The organism is Microvirga sp., assembly GCF_014699075.1.
GTDB lineage: Bacteria > Pseudomonadota > Alphaproteobacteria > Rhizobiales > Beijerinckiaceae > Microvirga.
The window spans coordinates 26,470-49,228 of sequence record NZ_JACXAB010000022.1; the positions used below are offsets into that span (position 1 = coordinate 26,470).

The window sequence follows — 22,759 nt, forward strand, 5'->3', positions numbered from 1 at the left end:
ACCAGCTTCCAGGCAGATCCAGAGTTGCAGTTCAAGATTATAGGGAAGTAGGGCCTGCGGAGGCCATGAGAAGCAGCCATACCAGTTGTTGCCATATGGTGTGACCGCTCCCATCTCTCTGATGAATGGACAATCCCGTTACCCGATCCCACCACCTTGAAGCCGCCGCGATGATCGCTGCGGATGGCAGCGTGCGACGCGTGGGTGTCGAGGTGGAGTTTCTCGGTCCCAGCGCCAGTGCCGCCGCCGCCGCCCTTGCCCGGGATCTGGGCGGGGTCGTCGAACCCGAGGACCCTCACGCCATCAAGGTGCGCGGCACCCGCTTGGGCAACCTGTCGGTCGAATTGGATCTCCGTCATATCCATCCCGCTCGCCACCCGCACCTGGATGTCGGGCTTGGTCGCCGCGGTGCTGCATTCTTGGGAACCCTCGTCTCGCCCTTTGTCCCGCGGGAGCTGATCACCGCACCCATCCCTGCGGCTCAGCTTGGCGATGTGGACAAAGCTCTTGCAAGCCTTCGGTCCGTGGGCGCTCGAGGCCGTGGCGTCATCTTCCAGAACTCGCTCAGCCTGCACTTCAACATCGACCCGCCAAGCCTCGATGCGCGGACACTCACGGCTTTCCTGAAAGCATTTCTTCTGGTCAGCGACGATCTCAGGCGGCAGACCGCTGGGGGCAGCCTAAGGCTCGCGCTTGCGCTCCCACCGGATTACCCTGGGAGCTACAAGGAGCGCGTCCTTGCTCCGGGTTATTGGCCCAGCCTGCCGGACCTCACCGCCGATTATCTGGCAGCCAATCCGACCCGCCAGCGTGCCCTCGACCTCCTGCCGGTGCTCGCCTACCTGAACGAGGCGCAGGTGCGCCAAGCGCTTCCACGCGAGAAGATCGGCCCACGGCCGGTGTTCCATTACCGGCTTCCGCATGCCTATCTCGGCGACCTGGATTGGAGCATCCTCCCGGATTGGCATGGCTGGCTCAAGGTAGAGCGCATCGCTGCCGAGCTTGTTCAAGGCGAGGTCAACCCAAGGGAGTTCGTCTGACCCGGCGAGGGGAGGTTTCAGAGTATCCGAATCATGGGTGTCTCGGGATCGAGCCGCCTGAAGACAGCAGGCGGGAGCAGTCGCTTTTGACGGGATGCCGGCTAATGCTTGCGGGCTTGCACCAGATAAACGGGCACCGTTGTCTCTCCGAGAGCCTTGCAGGCTTCCAGGCGATGCAAACCCTCGACCAGGACGAAACGCTTTCCATCCGGCCGCACGAGAATAGGCGCCTCCTGACCTTTGGCCAGCATGCTCTCGGCAAGGGCTTCAACCTTCTGCGGATCGAGAGTTTGCCGCCGTTGGACAGGCACGTAGACATCTTGGATGGCAATCATCTGCTTCTTCATCATCTGTGCTGCTCCTGGCCCAAGTCTCGTGTCCATGAATGCTTATTCCGGCCATGTTCCGGGTGGGAATACTATCGAAGCAAGCAATTCGGCGTGAAAGTTACGTGCCGGTTTTGCTAGGGTACGAAGCACGCGTGACGGTGTCCTTCTAGCTTCGCGTCTGCGAGGCCGTTGTTCCCCCTGGCTTGGTCGCAATCCAGATCGTGTGTCTTGCGCCACCGCGTGCTCCATTGGCGCGCGCACCGACCTCGTCAACGCCAAACCCCACATTGCGCAGGCGCCGGGTGAAGGCGCTGTTCGGCGCCGATGACCACACAGCCAGGACGCCACCGGGTGTGAGGGCCGCGCGGGCAGAGCTGAGCCCCGGCAGGTCGTAGAGGCTGTCATTGGTCTTGCGTGTCAGGCCTTCGGGTCCGTTGTCGACGTCGAGCAGAATGGCATCGTAAGCAGACCGGCTCGATCTTATCAGGCGCCCGACATCTCCCTCATAGATGCTGACACGCGGATCTGTGAGGCTGTCGCCGAACACTTCGGCCATGGGGCCCCGCGCCCATGCCACAACGGCGGGCAGGAGCTCAGCCACGGTGACCTGGGCTTCAGAGCCGAGTTCAGCGAGCGCGGCGCGAAGCGTAAAGCCCATCCCCAGCCCACCGATGAGAATCGTTGGGCGCTCGCGGTCTCGGAGCCTCAGGCAAGACAGTCTGGCCAGCGCCTCCTCGGAGCCGCTCAGGCGGCTGTTCATCAGCTCGTTGCTGCCCAGCATGATGGAGAATTCGGCACCACGCTTCTTGAGACGCAGCTCGCCCCCGTCACCAGGGATTTTTGCCGTGTCGAGTAACACCCAGGGGATCATGAAGTGCTGGTGCCCGCAAGTTCGTCGGTAGGATCATCTCAGTCCTGAGGCGCCTTGTCGAGGAGATGATCGAAGTCGGCCAGGACGCGGTCAATGAGCTTGCGGCGACGGAGATCGCTTGCATCCAGGCTCTGCGCGAAGAGGCCAAGCAGGTAGCGCGCCTTCTCGGCCGCTTCATGCCAATCGCTGGCGGGTGCGGCGGCCAGCAGGTCTTCGAGTTCTGCTTGTCTCGTTCGCAGCGCTTCCTGGTCGGCTTCGACCTCGGACCGGAGACGTCGAAGGTCGGTTGCCTTCTGAGCCGCCATGCCGCGATGAGCATCGAGATTGGTGAGTTGATCGGCCATTATCTGCTCCTCCGTATCCGCTGCCTGAATACCTCTTAGTGGTCGACTGCTTATGCGCGCTCAGTCAACAGGCGTGCCAGCGTCTTGGCCAAGCGCTCATTCTGTCCAACGGGCTCAGGCGTCACATCGTGCCATCGATGCGCTCGAAGCGACCAGCCGATGTCAGAGAGACTGCCGAGCGGCTCGTGCGGCCAAGCGGGCTCGCCTGTCGGCGTCAGAATCATGAATTGTCGTGAGGCCTTCATGCCCACGCGGGCAACGTACAGGACCTCGTCGTCTCGCCGAAGCAGCGCGATCGGATCGTAGATCTGCGACCCTTGGAAGAAGGCGTCGCCGCTGGTCAAATCTCGGATGCCCGTGCTGCGATCTCGCTTTCGCGCACGGCGCGCTCGCCGAAGCCGGACGATTTGATCCGGTATGAGACTTCACCGGTCTGGTCGGCGGGCATAAGGCGGGTCACCTCGTAGATGCCGCTTGCACTTGCACGCTTGTCCGAAATACGCGGATGGACGATCCGGACCAACTGATGAATCTGAAATTTATGGGACATTCGTTCCTCGTGGAATTCGGTTGCCGTTGGGCAGGGCAGGGCAGCGCAGGTCGCTGCTAAAGGGATCTGCCGGTCAAACGAAAAAGCCGCCCCACGGGGGCGGCTTCAGGGCTGAGCGGCTCAGGCGTATGCGCTGGGCCGGCCATCAACGATCAGGCGGTCTGAATGTTGTTGACGGCGATCTTGCCGGAGCGGCGGTCTTCAGCGGTGTCGAAGGAGACCTTCTGGCCCTCAACGAGGCCGCGCATTCCGGCGCGCTCAAGGGCCGTGGCGTGGACGAACACGTCCTTGCTGCCATCGTTCGGCTGGATGAAGCCGAAGCCCTTCATGTCATTGTAGAATTTTACTGTGCCCATAAGCATTGGGGTGACCTTTCGCGATTGTTGCAGATGCACGTGAGCGACGCCACGCAAAAGCGTGGTTTCAACTCGGTTCGTCGATGTGATGGTAAGAAAGTCCGAACGTGCGCCTGGAAGAACCAAAAGCGAAACGACCCGATTGTCCGGCCAAAATCCGATAAGAACTATATAGATGTTTTCCTGATCGATAGCAAGCGCTGCTTATTATTTCATTTATCTATTCCGATATCAGCAGAGTTCGGCTCAAGTGAGAGACGAAACTGTGCTGGCCAGAGATCGTGATCGCCAAATATCATTGATCTCGTCCATGGCATGCCCTTCGCGCCTCAAGGGAGGGTGGATGGCTACCCGGCCTCCAGGATGAGAACAGCAATGCGATGCCACAAGCGTGTCAAACAATCGTCTTAAGCTCGGCCTTGCGCTCTGCCTGCGCAAGGAGAAGACGATGAGCACGATCACAACTCGGGATGGTACGCAGATTTTCTACAAGGACTGGGGCTCACGCGACGCTCAGCCCATCGTCTTCCATCATGGCTGGCCGCTCAGTGCCGACGACTGGGACAGCCAGATGCAGTTCTTCTTCGATAAGGGCTTCCGTGTGATTGCCCACGACCGCCGCGGCCACGGGCGGTCGACCCAGACCGCGCATGGCAATGAGATGGATACCTATGCCGCCGATGTCGCCGAACTGGCCGCAGCCCTTGACCTGAAGCAGGCCATCCATGTCGGCCATTCCACCGGTGGCGGCGAGGTCGCGCATTATGTCGCCCGCGCGGAACCCGGCCGAGTTGCCAAGGCCGTGTTGATTGGGGCCGTGCCGCCGGTGATGGTCAAATCGGACAAGAATCCTGGCGGCCTGCCTATCGAGGTCTTCGATGGCTTCCGCGCCCAGCTCGCGGCCAACCGCGCTCAGTTCTATCGAGATGTCGCTGCCGGTCCGTTCTATGGCTTCAACCGTCCCGGCGCGAAGGTCTCCGAGGCGGTCATCGACAATTGGTGGCGCCAGGGCATGATGGGCGGCATCAAGCCCCATTACGATTGCATCAAAGCCTTCTCTGAGACTGACTTCACCGAGGACCTCACGAGAATCGACGTGCCTGTGCTCATCATGCACGGGGACGATGACCAGATCGTCCCGATTGCCGACTCGGCCCTGCTGGCAGTGAAGCTCGTCAGGAATGGCACGCTCAAGGTGTATGATGGCCTTCCCCACGGGATGTGCACCACGCACCCGGAGATCATCAACCCGGATCTCCTCGCCCTCATTCAAAGCTGATCGGGCCGCGAGACTCGTGATGGATCAAGGGCCGGGCCTCACGTCGCGAGGCAATGATCCGCAGAGCCCAGGTTGATAACGAAGCGCCTGCCTTGCTCCCCGAGGCAGGCTCCTCATCTGCAAAGTTTAATGGTGCTTCCACGCGTGTACCGCCCATGTGCCCTCGGTCAGCATGAACCCTATGTCGGGCAGATCTTAAGGTGAGCAAGAATGGCGGAGAGGGGGAGATTCGAACTCCCGATACGGTTGCCCGTATGCCGCATTTCGAGTGCGGTGCATTCAACCACTCTGCCACCTCTCCGGGGTGCGAAGGGCCTAAGCCCCGCTGGTTGAGGCGGGGTGGATATCATGGGCTTTGCGGCTCTTCAAGCGCCAAAAGCAAGGTTTTTGATTGACAAAGACCAGGCGCGTCCGTAGATAGGCGTCCTCTATGAACGGGCACGCGTGCCTGCGCATATCCATGCGGCAGCTTTAGCCTGCCGTGAACCGAAGCCGGAAACTGCCAAAAAGCCAATCCGGCGGGGTTATGCCCGCTGAGAATTGGGTTTGAACACGAGGATCAAGATGTTCGCAGTGATCAAGACCGGCGGCAAGCAGTATCGCGTTGCCGCCAATGACGTCATCACCGTCGCCACGCTCGCAGGCGAGCCGGGCGCCGCCGTTACCTTTGACCAGGTTCTCATGGTCACCAACGACGGCTCGACCCAGGTTGGCGCCCCCCTCGTCGAGGGCGTGACCGTGGCAGGCGAAGTGGTGGAACACACCCGCGGCGAGAAGGTCATCTCCTTCAAGAAGCGCCGTCGCCAGAATTCGCGCCGCAAGCGCGGGCATCGCCAGGATTACACCGTGGTGCGGATCACCGAGATCCTCGCCGGTGGCGAAAAGCCCAAGAAGGCTGCGGCCAAGAAGACCACCAAGGCTGCGGCTGACGAAGCTGCGCCGGCCACCGCTGAATAAGCGCTCGGCTCAACACAGGACACGGGAGTAACCCATGGCTCACAAAAAAGCAGGCGGTTCGTCTCGCAACGGTCGCGACTCGGCAGGCCGTCGCCTGGGCGTCAAGCGCTTCGGCGATCAGCAGGTTGTCGCCGGCAACATCATTATTCGTCAGCGCGGCACCAAATGGCATGCCGGCGCGAATGTCGGCATGGGCAAAGACCACACCCTCTTTGCCACGGCCAATGGCCGAGTCCGATTCCTGACGCGTCAAGGCCGAGCCTTCGTATCGGTCGTACCGGCCCAAGAGGCAGCAGAATAAACGGCGAGAGCAAAACGAAGGAGCTCCCGCCGGCATTACACCGACCCGGCGGATCAGAAGCTCCGAAGTAGGCCCGAAAAGGCCAAGCTCAGATCCAAGAACCGACAGGGGAGGTGGGATGTCCACCTCCCCTTCGTGTTTTCCGGGCCCAGGGAGGGCCCATTCGGATCGGAGCAAGACGATGTTTCCCGACCTCACCCGTGACGATGTTTTCCGCCTCGAGACCCGCCGCCTGTGGCTGCGCTGGGCCCGTCTTGCGGATGCTCAAGCCATCGTACGCCTCGCCGGGGAGAAAGCAGTCGCGGAGATGACGGCGCGAATTCCGCATCCATACCACCCGGACGATGCCGAGCGATTTATCTTCCAGTCCCGGCGGTCCAATGCGGACGGCCAGGGACTGCAGCTCGCCATCACGCCGGTGGCTAAGCCCAACAGCCTCATCGGCATGGTGGGCATCGGGCCTGATCCGGATACGGGCAAGCCGAACCTCGGGTATTGGCTCGGCACTCCCTATTGGGGCAAGGGCTATGCCACCGAGGCGGTCCGCGCGCTGATCGACGCCTTCTTCGCCTATGGCGAGGAGGACGAGGTCACGGCCTGCGCCCGGGTGATCAACCCGGGCTCCCGGCGCGTGCTGGAGAAGTGCGGCTTCGCCTATCAGGGTGCCGGACTGTCCGAGCTGCCGGCCCGGTGCGGCCTCTATCCGGTCGACCACTTCCGGCTCGACCGGCGCACCTGGGAGAGCCTGAAGGCTTGGGGCCAGACCGGCTTCGTGCGCGAGCCTCTCTCCGTTGAGGTCGAGGTCGAGCGGGGGATGTCGCTTGCCAGTTGAGACCAGGAGGCGCTCCCGGAAAGCTTTCCGGGAGCGCTTCTCTTTTGTCTGCGTTGCTTCCGCACGACGACGTGGACGGCAGCATTTTAACCGCGATAGTGGATCCGCTTTTGCGAAAAGTGCTCCAGTCCCGTAAAGGATGCGGGTTATGAAATTTCTCGACCAAGCCAAGATCTTTATTCGCTCCGGCAACGGTGGTGGTGGCGCCATCTCCTTTCGCCGTGAAAAGTTCATCGAGTTCGGCGGCCCGGACGGCGGCGACGGCGGCCGCGGCGGCGACGTGTGGGCGGAATGCGTGGAGGGGCTCAACACCCTCATCGACTACCGCTACCAGCAGCATTTCAAGGCCAAGACCGGCGGCCACGGCATGGGCAAGAACCGCCACGGGGCCAAGGGCTCGGACGCGGTGCTGAAAGTCCCGGCCGGCACGGAGATCCTGGAGGAGGACGGCGAGACCGTCATCGCCGACATGACCCATGTGGGCCAGCGGGTGCTGCTGGCGAAGGGCGGCAATGGCGGCTTCGGCAACGCCTATTTCACCACTTCGACCAACCGGGCTCCGCGCCGGGCCAATCCCGGCCAGGAGGGCATCGAGCGCACGCTCATCCTGCGGCTCAAGCTGATCGCGGATGCGGGCCTCGTCGGATTGCCCAATGCTGGCAAATCCACGTTCCTGGCAACGACCACGGCGGCCAAGCCGAAGATCGCCGACTACCCCTTCACCACGCTTCATCCGGGCCTCGGCGTCGTGCGGGCCTATAACCGCGAATTCGTCCTGGCCGATATTCCGGGCCTGATCGAAGGCGCGTCGGAAGGCGTAGGCCTCGGTGACCGTTTCTTAAGCCATGTGGAGCGCTGCCGGGTGCTGCTGCATCTGGTCGAGGGCACCAGCGAGGATGCGGGCGAGGCCTACAAGACCGTGCGCCACGAGATCGAGGCCTATGGCCATGGCCTGGATGAGAAGCCGGAAATCGTGGCGCTCTCCAAGGCTGATGCTCTCGATGACGATACCCTGAAGGAGCAGCTGAAAAAGCTGAAGAAAGCCAGCAAGCGGACCTCTTACGTGATCTCCTCCGCGTCCGGCCAGGGCGTTCAGGAGGTGCTGCAGGCGCTCCTTGGCGTCATCGACCAGGCCAAGGTCGAGGAAGAGCCGTCCCAACCCCAGGAAGAGTGGCATCCGTGAGCCCGCAGATCGGCCAGTTCCGCCGCGTCGTTCTGAAAGTCGGCTCCGCCCTGCTGGTGGATCGGGCCAGGGGACGGCTGAACCATGCCTGGCTGGCAGCGCTCGCCGAGGACATCGCCGATCTTCATGCCAAGGGGGCCGACGTTCTCGTGGTCTCGTCCGGTGCCATCGCCATGGGGCGCACGGTGCTGGGGCTGCCCTCCGGTCCGTTGCGGCTCGAGGAGAGCCAGGCGGCTGCGGCCGTCGGGCAGATTGCTCTGGCGCGTATCTGGTCGGAGGTGCTGGCCCATCACGGCATCACGGCCGGCCAGATCCTTGTGACGCTCGCGGATACGGAACAGCGCCGCCGCTATCTCAATGCGCGCGCCACCACCCTGAAGCTTCTGGAGATGCGGGCCGTTCCGGTGATCAATGAGAACGACACGGTGGCCACCTCCGAGATCCGCTACGGCGACAACGACCGATTGGCGGCCCGCGTCGCCACCATGATCGGCGCCGATCTCCTGGTGTTGTTCTCCGACATCGATGGGCTCTACACGGCCCCTCCCGCTTCCGATCCGAAGGCCGAGCACATCCCGGTGGTCGAGCGCATCACGCCGGCCATCGAGGCCATGGCGGGCGGTGCGGCCTCCGAATTGTCGCGCGGCGGCATGCGCACCAAGATCGAGGCCGGCAAGATCGCGACGGCCGGCGGCACGCACATGATCATTGCGGATGGTCGCACGAAAAATCCGTTGAAGCGCGTGGCCGAGGGCGGGCGCTGCACATGGTTCCTCACGCCGTCCAATCCGGCCACCGCCCGCAAGACCTGGATCGCCGGCGCCCTTGAGCCGCGTGGCACGCTCATCGTGGACGAGGGCGCGGCACGAGCCCTGCAGAGCGGCGCAAGCCTGCTGCCGGTGGGCGTGCGTCAGGTTGAAGGCTCGTTCCATCGCGGCGACGCGGTGACGATCCGCAGCGAAGCGCGTGTGCTCGGTCGCGGCCTTGTCGCCTATGACGCGGAGGATGCGGCGCGCATCATCGGCCGTCCAAGCCGTGAGATCGAGGGCATCCTCGGCTATCCCGGCCGCACCGAGATGGTTCACCGGGACGACATGGCCCTCAGCGACTGATCCTCGTCGAGAAGCTTCAGCAAGATCTGCGCATCGCTGGGCGCGGCGCTCTTGATGTCGTTGTCGAAATACACATAGACGCTGCGCTCACCTTTTCGCCAATCGGCGATGTGGTGGCTCCACTCCTGTAACGTCTCGGCGGAATAGCTACCCGCGTATCGTCCATTGGTGCCGTGGGCGCGCACATAGACGAAATCCGCGGTCGCTTCCCAGGGTGCGGGCGCATCCGCATGGTCGGAGATGCAGAGGGCAGCGTTGTGGTCGCGCAGGATCCGGAAAGCGGATTCGTCGTACCAGCTCGGGTGCCGGAACTCGAAGGCGCAGCGGCGTCCCTGCGGCACCAGCGATAAACAGCGCGCCACCCGCTCCCGTGTCTCCGCATCGGCCTTCAAGGTGGGCGGCAGCTGGAACAGGACCGGGCCGAACTTGTCGCCGAGAGCGTTCATGCGGCCGAAGACCAGATCGATGCTCTCCTCGATTCCTTTGAGGCGTTTCATGTGGGTGATGAAGCGGGAGGCCTTCCAGGCGAACAGAAATCGCGTCGGCGTCGAATCGTGCCAGGCCCGCACAGCCTGCTCGGTGGGAAGGCGATAAAACGAGTTGTTGATCTCCGCCGTATCGAAACGCTGGACGTAGTAGGACAGGAAGTCCTTGATCTTCAGACGCGCCGGGTAGAAAGGTCCATGCCAGGACCGATAGTGCCAGCCGGAGGTTCCGACGCGGATCTCAGGCAAGGCGGAGCGGCTTGGCTCAGGGGCCGCCTGCCGTGCTATGGGTTCCAGATGAGGCATTTCCCCTGAGGCCGTCAGGGGCTGGGACTGGGACATGGACGATATTCGCGCCTTGATTTCTGAAGTGCTCGCTGACTATCTCAACGCGCCAGGTGCGGCTTCGGTTGGAGAGCCGGATGTGCCGGCTCTCATGGGCGAGCTCGGCCGCCGCGCACGGAGCGCTGCCCGGCAGGTGGCGCTTGCCTCCACTGACAACAAGAATGCCGCTTTACGCGCCATGGCCGCCCGCATCCGGGCGCAGGCGGATGCGATCCTTGCCGCCAACGAACAGGATCTGGCCGAGGCGAAGGCCAAGGGGCAGCCGCCCTCCTTCATCGATCGGCTCATGCTGAACCCCGAGCGGCTCGAGGCCATTGCGATTGCGGTCGAGAGCATTGCCGATCTGCCCGATCCGGTCGGGCGCATGCTGGCGCGCTTCGAGCGCCCGAACGGGCTGGAGATCGAGCGCGTGGCGACGCCGCTCGGCGTCATCGGGGTGATCTTCGAGAGCCGTCCCAACGTGACGGCGGATGCAGGCGCTCTGTGCCTCAAGGCGGGCAATGCCGCGATCCTGCGTACCGGCTCGGAGAGCTTCCGCACGTCGCTTACCATCGCGCAGGCGATGGGGGAGGGGCTGGAGCAGGCGGGTCTCCCAGCCGACGCCATCCGCCTCGTTCCGACCCGCGACCGGGCCGCGGTGGGCGCCATGCTGTCGGGTCTCGACGGCAACATCGACGTGATCGTGCCGCGCGGCGGCAAAAGTCTCGTGGCACGGGTGCAGGAAGAGGCCCGGGTGCCGGTCTTCGCGCATCTGGAGGGCATCTGCCATGTCTTCGTGCACGGGGAAGCCGATCTGGAGATGGCCAAGAATATTGTGCTGAACGCCAAGATGCGCCGCACCGGCGTGTGCGGCTCGGCCGAGACGCTGCTGGTGGACCGCGCCTGCGCCAGCACTCACCTGAAGCCCTTGGTGGCGATGCTGCTGGAGGCTGGCTGCGCCGTGCGCGGCGATGAGGCCGTGCAGGCCGCCGATCCGCGTGTGACCCCGGCCACAGAGGAGGATTGGCGCACCGAATATCTCGACGCCATTATCTCCGTCCGGGTGGTCGATGAGCTCGATGAGGCCATCGCCCATATTGAATCTTATGGCTCCCACCACACGGATTCCATCGTCACGGATGACGAGGCGGCGGCCGGGCGCTTCCTGGCCGAGGTGGATTCGGCCATCGTGCTCCACAATGCGTCGACCCAGTTCGCCGATGGCGGCGAGTTCGGGTTCGGGGCCGAGATCGGCATCGCCACGGGCCGGATGCATGCCCGCGGGCCCGTGGGGGTCGAGCAACTGACCTCGTTCAAGTACCGCATCCGCGGCTCGGGCCAGACGCGCCCGTGAAGCTCAGCCCCTCCCGCTTCCGCATCAGGCCATCCAGCCTGGCCCGTCTGCCGCGGGTGGCGCCCGGCATGCGGATAGGCCTCTATGGCGGCTCCTTCAACCCGCCCCATGCCGGACACCGGCACGTAAGCCTTATGGCCCTCAAGCGGCTCGGGCTCGACCGGGTCTGGTGGATCGTCACGCCGGGCAACCCCCTCAAGGACACGGGCGAACTCGCCACCACGGCCATGCGGGTGGAGGAGGCTCAGGCTTTGGCTGATCACCCCAGCATCGATGTGACCGCCTTCGAGGAGGATATCGGCGCCCGCTACACGGTCGATACCCTGTCCTATCTGAAGCGGCGCTATCCGAACGTCCGGTTCGTCTGGATCATGGGAGCGGACAATCTGGCGAGCTTCCACCGCTGGCGGGGGTGGAGGCGCATCGCCCGGATGATGCCGATGGCCATCATCGACCGTCCCGGCTGGACCCTGAAGGCGGTCCGCTCCCGCAGCGCCGCTGCCCTGTCCAAGGGGCGGATCGACGAGGCCGATGCCCGCGCCCTGCCTAGCCTGAAGCCCCCCGCCTGGGCATTCCTGCACGGGCCCCGGTCCCATCTGTCATCCACACAGCTGCGGCAGTTGCGACGAACTTCTCCCATTAAGGGACGTTGAAAAATGGGGCCTTCCCGCATTATCTTAAGGGTCGGCACCTCCGAGTGCTGCTGAGAAAGGGTCTGAACCTGAACCGACTATCCTCCGTCGAAGCGGACATGAACCCGCTTCCTCCTCTCGCCGGAGCGGATGCTCCTGCCGCAGAGGACATCCGGGCCGCTGCCCTGGCCTCCCTCGAGGACATGAAGGCCGAGAACACGGTCGAGATCGACCTGGCCGGAAAAACCTCGCTTGCCGACACCATGATCGTCACCTCGGGCCGCTCCGACCGTCATGTCGGCGCGATCGCCGAGCGCGTGATCAAGGACCTCAAGGACAAGGGGTTCGGAAACGCGCGCGTCGAAGGCCTGCCGGCTTGCGATTGGGTGCTCATCGATGCCGGCGACGTGCTGATCCATGTCTTCCGCCCCGAGGTTCGCGGCTTCTACAACCTCGAGAAGATGTGGGGCGCCGACCGTCCGCAGGATCGCGCCAGCTAAAGCATGATCCGGGCAAGTGGGGATCGGTTGCCCGATCAAGATCATGCGGCATTGAGATTGTAAGGCTTTTATCGTGCGACTGAGCTTGCTGGCCGTGGGCCGTCTGAAAAGCGGCCCCGAGCGGGAGCTGGTCGAGCGATACAGGCAGAGAGTTGAGGGCATGGGGCGAGCCTTGGGTCTGGCCGGGCTCGACATGGTCGAGCTGCCGGAGAGCCGCGCGCGACGGGATGATGACCGGCGTGCGGAAGAGGCAGCGGCCTTGCTCGAAAAGGCCGGCTCCTCCGTGCTGATCGTGTTCGACGAGCGCGGCAAGAGCCCTTCCAGCGACGCTTTCGCGGGGAAAATCAGGCAGTGGCGGGACGAGGGCCGCGCCGGAATCGCCTGCGTCATCGGCGGGCCCGACGGGCTCGATCCCAAGCTGCGCCAGCGCGCCGACCTCGTGGTGTCCTTCGGAGCGCTCACGATGCCGCACCAGATTGTGCGGGCGCTCGTGGCCGAACAGCTCTATAGGGCCCTGACAATCATCGCCGGACACCCTTATCATCGCGCCGGCCACGATGATTCCTGACCGGATGCTCCGCTTCAAATCCTTTTCCCGCAAGGCTTTTGGTCTTGCCGTCTTGTTGACCGCCGCCAGTCTGGGCCCTGCCGGGGCCCAGCAGCCCGCGCCTGCGCCTGCTGCTCCGGTTGAAACAGCCGAGGAGAAGGCGCGCCGGGAGCAGGACCTGAAGGTTCTGGAGGAGGCCATCACGGCCAATGCCGAGGCCCGCCGCCATCTGGAAGCCGAGATCGAGTCCATCAAGGCGGACCGGGCCAAGCTGAATGCCGCCCTGATCGGAACCGCCGAGCGCGTGCGCGGCACCGAAGACCGGATTCGCGGCCTGGAGCAGCGGCTTCAGACCCTGACCTCCAGCGAAGCGGCCATTCGCCGCTCCCTGCAGAGCCGCCGGGGCGTCATCATCGAGGTTTTCGCCGCCCTTCAGCGCATGGGCCGCCGCCCGCCGCCCGCCGTGCTGGTGCGGCCCGAGGACATGCTTGAGGCGGTGCGCGCCTCGATCATGCTGGGGGCCGTTCTCCCCGAGCTGCGCGTCGAGGCCGAAATTCTGGCGACAGACCTGGGCGAACTCGTGCGCCTGAAGGAGGCGATCACCGCAGACCGTGCGACCCTGAATGGGGAGCTGACAGCGCTCACTCGCGAGCAGGAGCGCGTCGCCGCCCTCATGGAGGCCCGGCAGGGCCGCATCGCCGAGGTGGAGCGCAATGCGGGTGCTGAGCGACAAAAGGCCGAGGAGCTGGCCCGCCAGGCCGGAACGCTCAAGGAACTCATCGACCGCATGGAAGCGGAAATCTCAGGCGCGCAAAGAGCCTCGGAGGAGGCCCGCAAGGCTGCCGAGGCCCAGGAGCGCCAGACGCGCGAGAAATTTGCCCAGCTGGCCTTCCGGGATCCGGCCAGGCTGGCCCCGAAGATCCCGTTTGCGGAAGCCAAGGGCCTGCTGCCGCGCCCCGTCAGCGGCGAGACGGCCCTGGAGTTCGGCGCCTCGGACGGGTATGGCGGAACGACGCGTGGCATTTCGATCACGACGCGGCAGAATGCAACCGTGGTATCCCCGACGGACGGGTGGGTGGCCTTTGCAGGCCCCTTCCGCTCCTATGGTCGACTCTTGATCATCAATGCCGGTGGGGGATACTATGTTCTTCTGGCCGGTATGGACCAAATCAACGTCGATGTCGGGCAGTTCGTGCTCGCCGGCGAGCCTGTTGCGACCATGGGGGAGGCTCCTCTCATGAGTTTGATCGGCTCCGCCATAGAAAAGAACAATCCCGTCCTCTATGTTGAGTTCAGGAAAGACGGCGGTTCTATCGATCCAAGTCCCTGGTGGGCAAAATCGCAAAGCGAAAAGGTTCGCGGATAATGCGCAAACTATCTCTCTTGATTCTCGGTGCAGCCATCGGCGCAGGCAGCGCGACCATGGTGTCGCAGACGAGCCTTCTGTCCAGCATGAGCGCGGTTGCCGCCTCGGCCGACACGTACCGCCAGCTGAGCCTTTTCGGAGACGTCTTCGAAAAGGTCCGCACGGACTACGTGGAAAAGCCTGAAGAGGCCAAGCTGGTCGAGTCTGCCATCAACGGCATGCTGACCTCCCTGGATCCGCATTCAAGCTTCATGGATGCCAAGAGCTTCCGCGACATGCAGGTGCAGACCCGCGGCGAGTTCGGCGGCCTCGGCATCGAGGTCACCATGGAGGAAGGCCTCGTCAAGGTCGTGACCCCGATCGACGAGACCCCCGCCTCACGGGCCGGCGTTCTGGCCAACGACATCATCACTCACATCAACGACGAGCCGGTCCAGGGCCTCAACCTGAATCAGGCGGTCGACAAGATGCGCGGACCGGTCAATTCCTCCGTCACCCTCAAGATCCAGCGCAAGGAAGCCAAGGATCCGGTGGTGGTGAAGCTGACCCGCGAGACCATCAAGGTGCGCCCCGTGAGGGCCCGCGTTGAAGGCGACATCGGCGTGCTGCGCGTGACGCAGTTCAACGAGCAGACCTACGAGAACCTGCGCACCGGCATCGACAAGCTCACCAGCGACATCGGTGCCGACAAGGTGGCGGGCTTCGTCATCGACCTGCGCAACAACCCGGGCGGCCTCCTCGATCAGGCCATCATGGTGTCGGACGCCTTCCTCGACCGCGGCGAGATCGTCTCGACCCGCAGCCGGAACGCCGAGGACACTCAGCGCTTCAGCGCCAAGGCCGGCGACCTGACCAAGGGCAAGCCCCTGGTGGTGTTGGTCAACGGCGGCTCGGCCTCGGCTTCCGAGATCGTGGCCGGCGCCCTGCAGGACCACAAGCGCGCGACGGTTCTCGGAACCCGCTCCTTCGGCAAGGGCTCCGTGCAGACCATCATCCCGCTCGGCGGCAACGGGGCCGTGCGCCTGACGACGGCGCGCTACTACACCCCGGCCGGCCGTTCAATCCAGGCCAAGGGCATCGATCCCGACATCGAGGTGCTGCAGGACATCCCCGAGGAGCTCAAGGGCAAGGACGAGACCAAGGGCGAGGCCGGTCTGCGCGGCCACCTGAGCAACGGCGGCGACAAGGAAGAGCGCGGCGGTTCCTCCGCCTACATCCCGCCGGATGCGAGCAAGGACAAGCAGCTGATCGCCGCTTACGACCTGCTGCATGGCGTCCGCAAGGGTGCTGCCAATACCGCCACGACGCCGAATCCGAACTAAGGGCGGATCGTCCTTTCGTTCGAGAAACAATGATGCAAAATGGGCCCGGCGGGATGCGAACCCTTCGGGCCCATTTTTGTTGCGGCATCCACAGGCCAGCGGAAAGGCTTGTGCGGGAGCCGGTGAAGCGGCACTCTCTCTTCTTGCTTCGGAACCATGACCAAGCACCGGCACTAATAAGAACCGGCCGCATCTCGGTTCCGTGACCAAGGGAGTGAGTGACTGATGAGGAGCGCAAGAGGATCACAGGCCAGAAAGGATCTGCCCTACCGCTCCTGTGTCGGCGTGATGCTGATCAACAAGGATGACCTGGTCTTCATCGGGCGGCGCCGTTCCGAGGCTGACACGGCGTCCGATGGCTATTCCTGGCAGATGCCTCAGGGCGGGATCGATCCCGGCGAGGAACCCTATCAGGCGGCTCTGCGCGAACTCCATGAGGAAACCAGCGTTCGTTCCGTGAGTCTCTTGGCCGAAGCGCCTGAATGGTATGCCTATGATCTGCCCACCATGGTGGCAGGTCGCGCTTGGCGCGGGCGCTACCGCGGGCAGAACCAGAAATGGTTCGCCTTCCGGTTCGAGGGCGATGACAGCGAGATCAACATCCATCAGCCGGGCGGAGGCGGCCACAGGCCCGAATTCGACGAGTGGCGCTGGGAAGAGATGCGCCGCCTGCCGGAACTGATCATTCCGTTCAAGCGACCTGTCTACGAGAAGGTTGTCGCGGTGTTTGCGCCGCTCGTACCGGAGCAACTCCACAGCACGGCGCACCCCTGACAAACTTTTGCAATGCGGGCCGGAGACAACGCCTGCCATGCCGAGTTGGTCGGCAAGGACATCGAGCAGAAAAGTCCAGTTTTTCCAGGGCTTTTCGTTCATGTTCATGAACCGCAGATGTACACAGCCAGCACTTGCCGATGGGAACGGAACCCTAGCTGAAAACCCCCGTTGATAGGCATTACAGGGGGCCATTGTCGGTCCTCCATCAAAGGGAGGTTTCATCCAATGCGTGTTACTTTACTGGCCGGTGTAGCAGCAGCGACTCTTTCCCTAAGCGTGGCCGCGATGGCGCAGACGAGCGGTAGCTCGAGTGGCAGCAGCTCCGGCGGCGCTTCGGGAGGGTCCTCGGGCGGCTCCACGATCATGACACCCGGCGGTTCGTCCAGCGGTGCCTCGGGCTCGACCACGGGCGGTGCATCCGGCTCGTCGAGCGGAACCACCTCGGGCGGTTCTGCCTCCAGCAGCACCGGCGGCTCGTCCGGCACCTCCACCACGGGCGGCAGCTCGACGGACAGCGCCCAGTCCGGCACGTCAGGTACCTCCGGTACGGCGCAGGGAACGACGCAAGGCACGAAGTCGGGCACGGCCTCCAGCGGCACCTCGAGCACCACGGGCAATGCTTCCAACTCGACGGGCAATGCTGCCAACACAAACACCACGGGCAGCACGACCTCGTCCGGATCCGGGAACATCAGCGTGACCTCGGAGCAGCGGACGCAGATCTCGCGGTCGTTCAGCAGCGTGAACGTGCAGCCGCTCACCAATGTGGAGTTCAGCGTCAGCGTCGGCTCGACCATCCCGGCTTCGGTGACGACCCTCTACGACTGCCCGGACAATGTTGAGCGCATCCTGACCGGCCTGCCGGAGTGCAAATACATCGTCGTGCGCGATCAGGTCGTGATCCTCGAGCCTCGCACCCGTCGCATCGTGACGGTGATCGAGCGCCGCGGCTGATCGGCAGCCCAGCGACGTCGCTTCTGACATTAGGCGCCCGCGGCTTGAGTGAGCCGCGGGCGCTTTCATTGTGGAAATGATGACGCCCGCTCGTCTGAAGTGTTAGGAATCGCCGGGCGGAATGGTGGAGAGAGCCTACGCGGCGTAAGGAAAGGCCACGGCCTGCCTGTCATACCGCTCCTGCCTGCGGTGCTGTGCAAGCAACGCCAGCGCAATCCGAGCATGCTCACGGAATTCGTCCTTGAGGATTTCCGGCTCATGCTCCCACACATGAGCGTCATCTTCGACAGAATACAACGCGCGCGCGACTGCTTCGATTCCATATTCCATGACGTGCCCCTCCCGGTTCGCATTGACTGTGTACGTGATGCGATATGGTCGCTTCGAGCGCCGTTCGCATTCGCCATTCCCAGCGCGGGCATTTGTTCCAAACGTAGCAGCCTGTGCAACGCAGAAGATGAGGTAGCCCAAAAGCGATAATCCATTGAGATGAGCAAGGCGGCAGTCATGCGCAGCGCAGCCCCAAGGTCGGTTGAGGCTCAACGATTTCCGATTGCGCAACGTGCGTCGGCGTTCTGCCGTGCCACTGAAAGGTCAGTGGTGCCCCTGGCCGGGATCGAACCAGCACTCCTTGCGGAACTCGATTTTGAGTCGAGCGCGTCTACCAATTCCGCCACAGGGGCAAGGACCTGCGACGTACCATGAGGCATGAAGGCTGGTCAATGTGCCAGATGTGAAGGGAAGCCGCAGGCTGGCCTCTCGCCTTTCCGGGCGCCTTGTGCTCAAAGGGCGCGGGGCGCGGTAGGCCCCTTAACCGGTCGGAACCCCATGCTCAGACGTCTCTACGATTGGACCCTCTCCCTCGCAGCGCGGCCCTCGGCCCCTTATGCGCTGGCGGCCGTGTCCTTCGCGGAAAGCTCCTTCTTCCCGGTTCCGCCGGACGTGATGCTCGTGCCCATGATGCTGGCGCGGCCGGACAAGGCTTGGTCCTATGCCCTGATCTGCACGGTCGCCTCGGTTCTCGGCGGCATCCTGGGCTATTTCATCGGATTGGGCTTGTACGATTCCGTCGGGGCCTGGCTCTTCCAGATCTATGGCCTCGGCGAGGGAGCGGAGACGTTCCGGCACGCTTATGCCGATTACGGCCATTGGGTGATCCTGCTGAAGGGGCTGACCCCGATCCCCTACAAGCTCGTGACCATCACGTCGGGCTTCGCGGGCTATCATCTGGGCTGGTTCATTGCGCTGTCGATCCTGACCCGCGGCGCCCGGTTCTTCCTCGTGGCCCTGCTGATGAGCCAGTTCGGCCCGCGCATCAAGGCGATCATCGACAACAACTTCAATCTGGTGGCAGGAGTGGGGATCGTCGCCATCGTCGGCGGGTTCGTGGCATTCCGCTACATGTTCTGAGGAGAGGAACGATGCGCCTTGCTCTCTCCATGCGCCACGCCGCCCTGGCCATTGCCCTGGGTGCTGCGGCCACTGTCGGCGGGGCGCTCGTGTTCGAACACGTCTTCGGCTACGTTCCCTGTAAGCTCTGCCTCACCCAGCGTAATCCCTACTATATCGCCATCCCGCTTGGCCTTGCGGCGGCTCTCCTGCCGCCGCGCTGGACCAGGGCAGGCCTGTGGCTTCTCGCCCTGACGTTCATCGTGAGCGCGGGGCTCGGCGCCTATCATGCGGGGGTCGAGTGGGGCGTGTTCGCGGGGCCGAGCGATTGCGGCGGCGGGGCGGGCCAGGGCGCGGGCAATGTGGGCGATTTCCTGAACCAGCTCCAGAACACCCGCGTGGTCAGCTGCACGGAAGCGGCCTGGCGGTTTCTCGGCCTGTCGCTGGCGGGATGGAACGTGCTGATCTCGCTGGCGCTTGCGGCCTTCGCCGCCCGGGCGGCGGCCGGCAAGGGCTTCTGTCTCGGACGGTAAAGTCTCTAAGATCCGTGGCCTTACGGCTCCAGTTCGCTGTCCCAGTAGAGATAGTCCATCCAGCTGTCGTGGAGATAGTTCGGCGGGAAGAGACGGCCGTTGGAGTGGAGATCGTGGATCGTCGGAGCGAAGGGGCTCTGCCGGGGCCACATCTCGACCTCGCGGGGCAGCTTGTCCCCCTTCTTGAGATTGCAGGGGGCGCAGGCGGCGACGACGTTTTCCCAGGTGGTCTGCCCGCCCTTGGACCGGGGAATGACGTGATCGAAGGTGAGGTCCTCGCGAATGCCGCAATACTGGCAGCTGAAACGGTCGCGCAGGAAGACGTTGAAGCGGGTGAAGGCCGGGTGCCGGGACGGCTTGACGTAGGTTTTTAAGGAGATGACCGAGGGAAGGCGGAATTCGAAGGTCGGACTTCGCACGACCTTGTCGTATTCCGACACGATATTGACCCGGTCGAGGAAGACCGCCTTGATCGCATCCTGCCAGCACCAGATGGACAGGGGATAATAACTCAAAGGCCGGTAGTCGGCATTGAGGACGAGGGCCGGGCAGGCCTCCGGTCGCACAACAGGTTGGACGTGTATCGTCACCTCACCTCCTCTTCACATAAGAGAAGACTAATTCCCGTATCATTAGACTATAGGGAGTGTGACGCCGTTGTGAAGATCAAAGGCTCAGACGTCTGTGACGCACCCACAGGGATGTGGTGCGTTTCCGAACCCTCGGAAGGGACGTCTAGCGCGTCGGAACCGGCTTCTCGCCCCGGTAATCGTAGAAGCCGCGCTTCGTCTTCCGGCCGAGCCAGCCGGCCTCCACGTATTTCACCAGAAGCGGGCAGGGGCGGTATTTGGAATCGGCAAGGCCCTCGTGCAGCACCTGCATGATCGACAGGCAGGTGTCGAGACCGATGAAGTCGGCGAGCTGGAGCGGGCCCATGGGATGGTTGGCGCCCAGCCGCATGGCCGTGTCGATGGCCTCCACGGATCCCACGCCCTCATAGAGGGTGTAGATCGCCTCGTTGATCATCGGCAGGAGGATGCGGTTGACAATGAAGGCCGGGAAGTCCTCGGCGGCCGTCGAAGTCTTGCCGAGCTTGTGGATGAATTCCTTGGACGACTCGTAGGTGGCGTCGTCCGTCGCAATGCCGCGGATCAGCTCGACGAGCTGCATCACCGGCACCGGGTTCATGAAGTGAATGCCGATGAACTTCTCGGGGCGATCCGTGGCGGCTGCGAGCCTTGTGATGGAGATCGACGAGGTGTTCGTGGCCACCATGGCGTCGGGCCGGAGCGACGGGCAGAGGTTGGTGAAGATCTTGCGCTTCACCTCCTCGTTCTCAGTCGCGGCTTCGATGACGATGTCGCAAGCGCCCAGATCGTCATAGGTGCGGGCAGGCTTGATGCGCTCGAGCGCCGCCTGCCGGTCGGACTCCGAGATGGTGCCCTTGGACACCTTCCGGGCCATGTTGCCGTTGATCGTGGCCAGGCCGGTATTGATCCGCTCTTCCGAGAGGTCATTGAGGCGGACGTTCAAACCTGCAAGCGAGCACACATGGGCGATGCCGCTGCCCATCTGTCCGGCGCCGATCACGCCAACCGTCTTGATCTCAATGCCCATCGATCTGCTGCCTGCATCCAACCGTCACAGCGGCCGGGCGGAGGTTCCGCCCGGTCCGTCATTATTCCTGACCTTATTGACCGGCTTTGGTCAACTCATCCTTCAGTTCAGGGAGGATGGTGAAGAGGTCGCCGACAAGGCCGTAATCGGCCACCTGGAAGATCGGGGCCTCCTCGTCCTTGTTGATCGCCACGATCACTTTGGAGTCCTTCATACCGGCCAGGTGCTGAATGGCGCCTGAAATGCCGACCGCGATGTAGAGGTCGGGCGCCACCACCTTGCCGGTCTGGCCCACCTGCCAATCGTTGGGGGCATAGCCCGCATCGACGGCCGCGCGCGAGGCGCCCATGGCGGCACCCAGGGTGTCGGCGATCGGCTCGATATACTGCTTGAAGGCGTCGGCCGAGCCGAGCGAGCGGCCGCCGGAGATGATGATCCGGGCCGAGGTCAACTCGGGCCGGTCGTTCTGGGCGATCTCCTCGCCCTTGAAGGTCGACAGGCCTGAATCCTCGGCGGGGCCGACAGCCTCGATTGGGGCAGAGCCGCCCTCGCCAGCCGCAGCCTGGAAGGCAGCGGTGCGCACGGTGATCACCTTCTTGGCGTCGGTAGCCTGCACGGTCTGGATAGCGTTACCGGCATAGATCGGGCGCTCGAAGGTGTCGGGCGACACCACCTTGATGATGTCGGAGACCTGCATCACGTCGAGGAGCGCCGCCACGCGGGGCATCACGTTCTTGCCCTTGCTGGTGGCAGGGGCCACCAAGGCATCGTAGGAGCCGGCCAGCGAGACGATGAGCGCCGCAGTCGGCTCGGCAAGCTGGTGCTCGTAAGCGGGCGCCTCGGCCAACAGCACCTTCTCCACGCCCTCGAGCTTGGAAGCGGCTTCAGCCGCGGCACGGGCGTTGGAGCCGGCCACCAGCACGTGCACGGGGGCACCGAGCGCCTGTGCGGCGGAGAGGGCCTTGTGGGTGGCGTCCTTCAGGTGAGCGTTGTCGTGCTCGGCAAACAGCAAGGTGGTCATTGTTTCTTGTCCTTCTTAGAGCACGCCGGCTTCGACTTTGAGCTTCTGGACGAGTTCGGCCACGGAGCCGACCTTCACGCCGGCCTTGCGGCCGCCGGGCTCGGCGGTCTTAACCACCTTCAGGCGCGGCGCCACGTCGACGCCCAGCGTCTCAGGCGAGGTCTCGTCGAGCGGCTTCTTCTTGGCCTTCATGATGTTGGGCAGGGACGCATAGCGCGGCTCGTTGAGGCGCAGATCCGTGGTGACGATGGCCGGCAGCTTCAGGCCCACCGTCTGCAGGCCGCCGTCAACCTCGCGGGTGACGTCGATGGAGCCCTCGCCCACATTGACCTTGAACGCGAAGGTGCCCTGCGGCCAGCCCAGCAGCGCTGCCAGCATCTGGCCGGTCTGGTTGGCATCGTCATCGATGGCCTGCTTGCCCATGATGATGAGATCAGGCTTTTCCTGCTCCACCACCTTGGCCAGGATCTTGGCGACGGCGAGCGGCTCCACGGTGGCGTCGGTCTTGACCAGGATGCCGCGGTCGGCGCCCATGGCGAGCGCGGTTCGGATGGTCTCGCCCGCCTGCTGCGGGCCGATGGACACGGCGACGATCTCGGTGGCCTTGCCCTGCTCCTTCAGGCGAACCGCTTCCTCGACGGCGATCTCGTCGAAGGGGTTCATGGACATCTTGATGTTGGCGAGTTCCACGCCGGACCCGTCCGGCTTCACCCGGATCTTCACGTTGTAGTCCACAACCCGCTTCACACAGACAAGAAGCTTCATTCGACTGTCCTCACCAAAG

General features: G+C 63.7%; 30 protein-coding genes and 2 tRNA genes. 17 read left to right on the forward strand and 15 right to left on the reverse strand.

Translation table 11 applies throughout. The annotated features are described in order from the left end of the window. The first annotated feature begins 170 nt into the window (after nt 1-170). On the forward strand, nt 171-1,040 hold the full coding sequence (locus tag IC232_RS21420) for an amidoligase family protein (protein WP_190846985.1): 870 nt from the start codon (nt 171-173) through the stop codon (nt 1,038-1,040). 101 nt (nt 1,041-1,141) lie between these two features. On the opposite strand, the gene IC232_RS21425 is transcribed toward IC232_RS21420, so the two are convergent. From IC232_RS21425 to IC232_RS21450, 6 genes are all read right to left on the reverse strand, one after another. Continuing rightward, a complete protein-coding gene (locus IC232_RS21425; RefSeq protein ID WP_190846986.1) occupies nt 1,142-1,390 on the reverse strand; it encodes a ParB N-terminal domain-containing protein in 249 nt (82 codons plus the stop codon). 145 nt (nt 1,391-1,535) lie between these two features. Then, nucleotides 1,536-2,240, reverse strand: a complete 705-nt coding sequence (locus IC232_RS21430; RefSeq protein WP_190846987.1) for a hypothetical protein — start codon at nt 2,238-2,240, stop codon at nt 1,536-1,538. A 38-nt stretch (nt 2,241-2,278) separates the two neighbouring features. Beyond that, a complete protein-coding gene (locus IC232_RS21435) occupies nt 2,279-2,584 on the reverse strand; it encodes a hypothetical protein (RefSeq protein WP_190846988.1) in 306 nt (101 codons plus the stop codon). 50 nt (nt 2,585-2,634) lie between these two features. Next, nucleotides 2,635-2,928, reverse strand: coding sequence for a hypothetical protein (locus IC232_RS21440; RefSeq protein WP_190846989.1), 294 nt, complete (start codon nt 2,926-2,928; stop codon nt 2,635-2,637). Then, nucleotides 2,925-3,134 (reverse strand): hypothetical protein, encoded by a 210-nt coding sequence (locus IC232_RS21445; RefSeq protein WP_190846990.1) that lies wholly within the window; start codon nt 3,132-3,134, stop codon nt 2,925-2,927. Before IC232_RS21445 ends, IC232_RS21440 begins: the two co-directional genes overlap by 4 nt. A 152-nt stretch (nt 3,135-3,286) precedes the next feature. Further along, nucleotides 3,287-3,496 carry a cold-shock protein gene (locus IC232_RS21450; RefSeq protein ID WP_190846991.1) on the reverse strand — a complete coding sequence of 70 codons (210 nt, stop codon included), beginning with the start codon at nt 3,494-3,496 and terminating at the stop codon, nt 3,287-3,289. A gap of 442 nt (nt 3,497-3,938) precedes the next feature. Between IC232_RS21450 and IC232_RS21455 the strand changes: the two genes are divergently transcribed. Next, nucleotides 3,939-4,769, forward strand: a complete 831-nt coding sequence (locus IC232_RS21455) for an alpha/beta fold hydrolase (RefSeq protein ID WP_190846992.1) — start codon at nt 3,939-3,941, stop codon at nt 4,767-4,769. Between the two features lie 211 nt (nt 4,770-4,980). Here the strand turns inward: IC232_RS21455 and IC232_RS21460 are convergent. Continuing rightward, nucleotides 4,981-5,070 (reverse strand) — tRNA-Ser (locus IC232_RS21460). Nucleotides 5,071-5,333: 263 nt separating this feature from the next. Between IC232_RS21460 and rplU the strand changes: the two genes are divergently transcribed. From rplU to proB, 5 genes are all read left to right on the forward strand, one after another. Beyond that, a complete protein-coding gene (gene rplU / locus IC232_RS21465; protein WP_190846993.1) occupies nt 5,334-5,726 on the forward strand; it encodes a 50S ribosomal protein L21 in 393 nt (130 codons plus the stop codon). 34 nt (nt 5,727-5,760) lie between these two features. Next, a complete protein-coding gene (gene rpmA / locus IC232_RS21470) occupies nt 5,761-6,027 on the forward strand; it encodes a 50S ribosomal protein L27 (RefSeq protein ID WP_036355650.1) in 267 nt (88 codons plus the stop codon). A 181-nt stretch (nt 6,028-6,208) separates the two neighbouring features. After that, the gene (locus tag IC232_RS21475; protein ID WP_190846994.1) at nt 6,209-6,859 is read left to right on the forward strand and encodes a GNAT family N-acetyltransferase; all 651 of its coding nucleotides are present in this window, start codon (nt 6,209-6,211) and stop codon (nt 6,857-6,859) included. 148 nt (nt 6,860-7,007) lie between these two features. Continuing rightward, nucleotides 7,008-8,042, forward strand: coding sequence for a GTPase ObgE (obgE, locus tag IC232_RS21480; RefSeq protein WP_190846995.1), 1,035 nt, complete (start codon nt 7,008-7,010; stop codon nt 8,040-8,042). After that, the gene (proB, locus tag IC232_RS21485) at nt 8,039-9,154 is read left to right on the forward strand and encodes a glutamate 5-kinase (RefSeq protein ID WP_190846996.1); all 1,116 of its coding nucleotides are present in this window, start codon (nt 8,039-8,041) and stop codon (nt 9,152-9,154) included. The genes obgE and proB overlap by 4 nt, the downstream gene beginning before the upstream one ends. Here the strand turns inward: proB and IC232_RS21490 are convergent. After that, nucleotides 9,124-9,888, reverse strand: coding sequence for a DUF72 domain-containing protein (locus IC232_RS21490; RefSeq protein WP_190847037.1), 765 nt, complete (start codon nt 9,886-9,888; stop codon nt 9,124-9,126). The genes proB and IC232_RS21490 overlap by 31 nt on opposite strands. Before the next feature lie 187 nt (nt 9,889-10,075). Here IC232_RS21490 and IC232_RS21495 point away from each other — a divergent pair, with 187 nt between their 5' ends. From IC232_RS21495 to IC232_RS21525, 7 genes are all read left to right on the forward strand, one after another. Next, entirely contained in the window at nt 10,076-11,317 is a 1,242-nt protein-coding gene (locus IC232_RS21495) for a glutamate-5-semialdehyde dehydrogenase (RefSeq protein WP_246812328.1), read from the forward strand. Continuing rightward, nucleotides 11,314-11,970, forward strand: a complete 657-nt coding sequence (locus tag IC232_RS21500; protein WP_190846998.1) for a nicotinate-nucleotide adenylyltransferase — start codon at nt 11,314-11,316, stop codon at nt 11,968-11,970. Before IC232_RS21495 ends, IC232_RS21500 begins: the two co-directional genes overlap by 4 nt. Nucleotides 11,971-12,068: 98 nt before the next feature. Next, nucleotides 12,069-12,449 carry a ribosome silencing factor gene (gene rsfS, locus IC232_RS21505; RefSeq protein WP_190846999.1) on the forward strand — a complete coding sequence of 127 codons (381 nt, stop codon included), beginning with the start codon at nt 12,069-12,071 and terminating at the stop codon, nt 12,447-12,449. 73 nt (nt 12,450-12,522) lie between these two features. Next, on the forward strand, nt 12,523-13,017 hold the full coding sequence (gene rlmH / locus IC232_RS21510; protein ID WP_190847000.1) for a 23S rRNA (pseudouridine(1915)-N(3))-methyltransferase RlmH: 495 nt from the start codon (nt 12,523-12,525) through the stop codon (nt 13,015-13,017). 4 nt (nt 13,018-13,021) lie between these two features. Next, a complete protein-coding gene (locus IC232_RS21515; protein ID WP_190847001.1) occupies nt 13,022-14,362 on the forward strand; it encodes a murein hydrolase activator EnvC family protein in 1,341 nt (446 codons plus the stop codon). Then, nucleotides 14,362-15,684: a S41 family peptidase gene (locus IC232_RS21520; protein WP_190847002.1), complete on the forward strand. Its 1,323-nt coding sequence runs from the start codon at nt 14,362-14,364 to the stop codon at nt 15,682-15,684. The genes IC232_RS21515 and IC232_RS21520 overlap by 1 nt, the downstream gene beginning before the upstream one ends. Before the next feature lie 225 nt (nt 15,685-15,909). After that, nucleotides 15,910-16,458: an RNA pyrophosphohydrolase gene (locus IC232_RS21525; protein WP_190847003.1), complete on the forward strand. Its 549-nt coding sequence runs from the start codon at nt 15,910-15,912 to the stop codon at nt 16,456-16,458. 221 nt (nt 16,459-16,679) lie between these two features. Here the strand turns inward: IC232_RS21525 and IC232_RS33110 are convergent, their stop codons facing one another. After that, nucleotides 16,680-17,222: a hypothetical protein gene (locus tag IC232_RS33110; protein ID WP_190847004.1), complete on the reverse strand. Its 543-nt coding sequence runs from the start codon at nt 17,220-17,222 to the stop codon at nt 16,680-16,682. Between IC232_RS33110 and IC232_RS33115 the strand changes: the two genes are divergently transcribed. Continuing rightward, a complete protein-coding gene (locus IC232_RS33115) occupies nt 17,209-17,415 on the forward strand; it encodes a DUF1236 domain-containing protein (RefSeq protein WP_190847005.1) in 207 nt (68 codons plus the stop codon). The genes IC232_RS33110 and IC232_RS33115 overlap by 14 nt on opposite strands. 135 nt (nt 17,416-17,550) lie before the next feature. Here the strand turns inward: IC232_RS33115 and IC232_RS21540 are convergent, their stop codons facing one another. Together IC232_RS21540 and IC232_RS21545 are read right to left on the reverse strand one after the other, a co-directional pair. After that, entirely contained in the window at nt 17,551-17,886 is a 336-nt protein-coding gene (locus IC232_RS21540; protein WP_190847006.1) for a hypothetical protein, read from the reverse strand. A gap of 127 nt (nt 17,887-18,013) precedes the next feature. After that, nucleotides 18,014-18,098 (reverse strand) — tRNA-Leu (locus tag IC232_RS21545). 145 nt (nt 18,099-18,243) lie between these two features. Between IC232_RS21545 and IC232_RS21550 the strand changes: the two genes are divergently transcribed. After that, nucleotides 18,244-18,825: a YqaA family protein gene (locus IC232_RS21550; protein WP_190847007.1), complete on the forward strand. Its 582-nt coding sequence runs from the start codon at nt 18,244-18,246 to the stop codon at nt 18,823-18,825. Nucleotides 18,826-18,836: 11 nt separating this feature from the next. Then, the gene (locus IC232_RS21555) at nt 18,837-19,337 is read left to right on the forward strand and encodes a disulfide bond formation protein B (protein WP_190847008.1); all 501 of its coding nucleotides are present in this window, start codon (nt 18,837-18,839) and stop codon (nt 19,335-19,337) included. Between the two features lie 20 nt (nt 19,338-19,357). Here the strand turns inward: IC232_RS21555 and IC232_RS21560 are convergent, their stop codons facing one another. The 4 genes from IC232_RS21560 to IC232_RS21575 form a co-directional block, all read right to left on the reverse strand. After that, a complete protein-coding gene (locus tag IC232_RS21560) occupies nt 19,358-19,927 on the reverse strand; it encodes an HNH endonuclease (RefSeq protein ID WP_036355619.1) in 570 nt (189 codons plus the stop codon). A 145-nt stretch (nt 19,928-20,072) separates the two neighbouring features. Further along, nucleotides 20,073-20,954, reverse strand: a complete 882-nt coding sequence (locus IC232_RS21565; RefSeq protein WP_190847009.1) for a 3-hydroxybutyryl-CoA dehydrogenase — start codon at nt 20,952-20,954, stop codon at nt 20,073-20,075. A gap of 73 nt (nt 20,955-21,027) precedes the next feature. Next, a complete protein-coding gene (locus IC232_RS21570) occupies nt 21,028-21,975 on the reverse strand; it encodes an electron transfer flavoprotein subunit alpha/FixB family protein (RefSeq protein ID WP_190847010.1) in 948 nt (315 codons plus the stop codon). 15 nt (nt 21,976-21,990) lie between these two features. Beyond that, nucleotides 21,991-22,740, reverse strand: coding sequence for an electron transfer flavoprotein subunit beta/FixA family protein (locus tag IC232_RS21575; RefSeq protein WP_036355185.1), 750 nt, complete (start codon nt 22,738-22,740; stop codon nt 21,991-21,993). Nucleotides 22,741-22,759 lie beyond the last annotated feature (19 nt).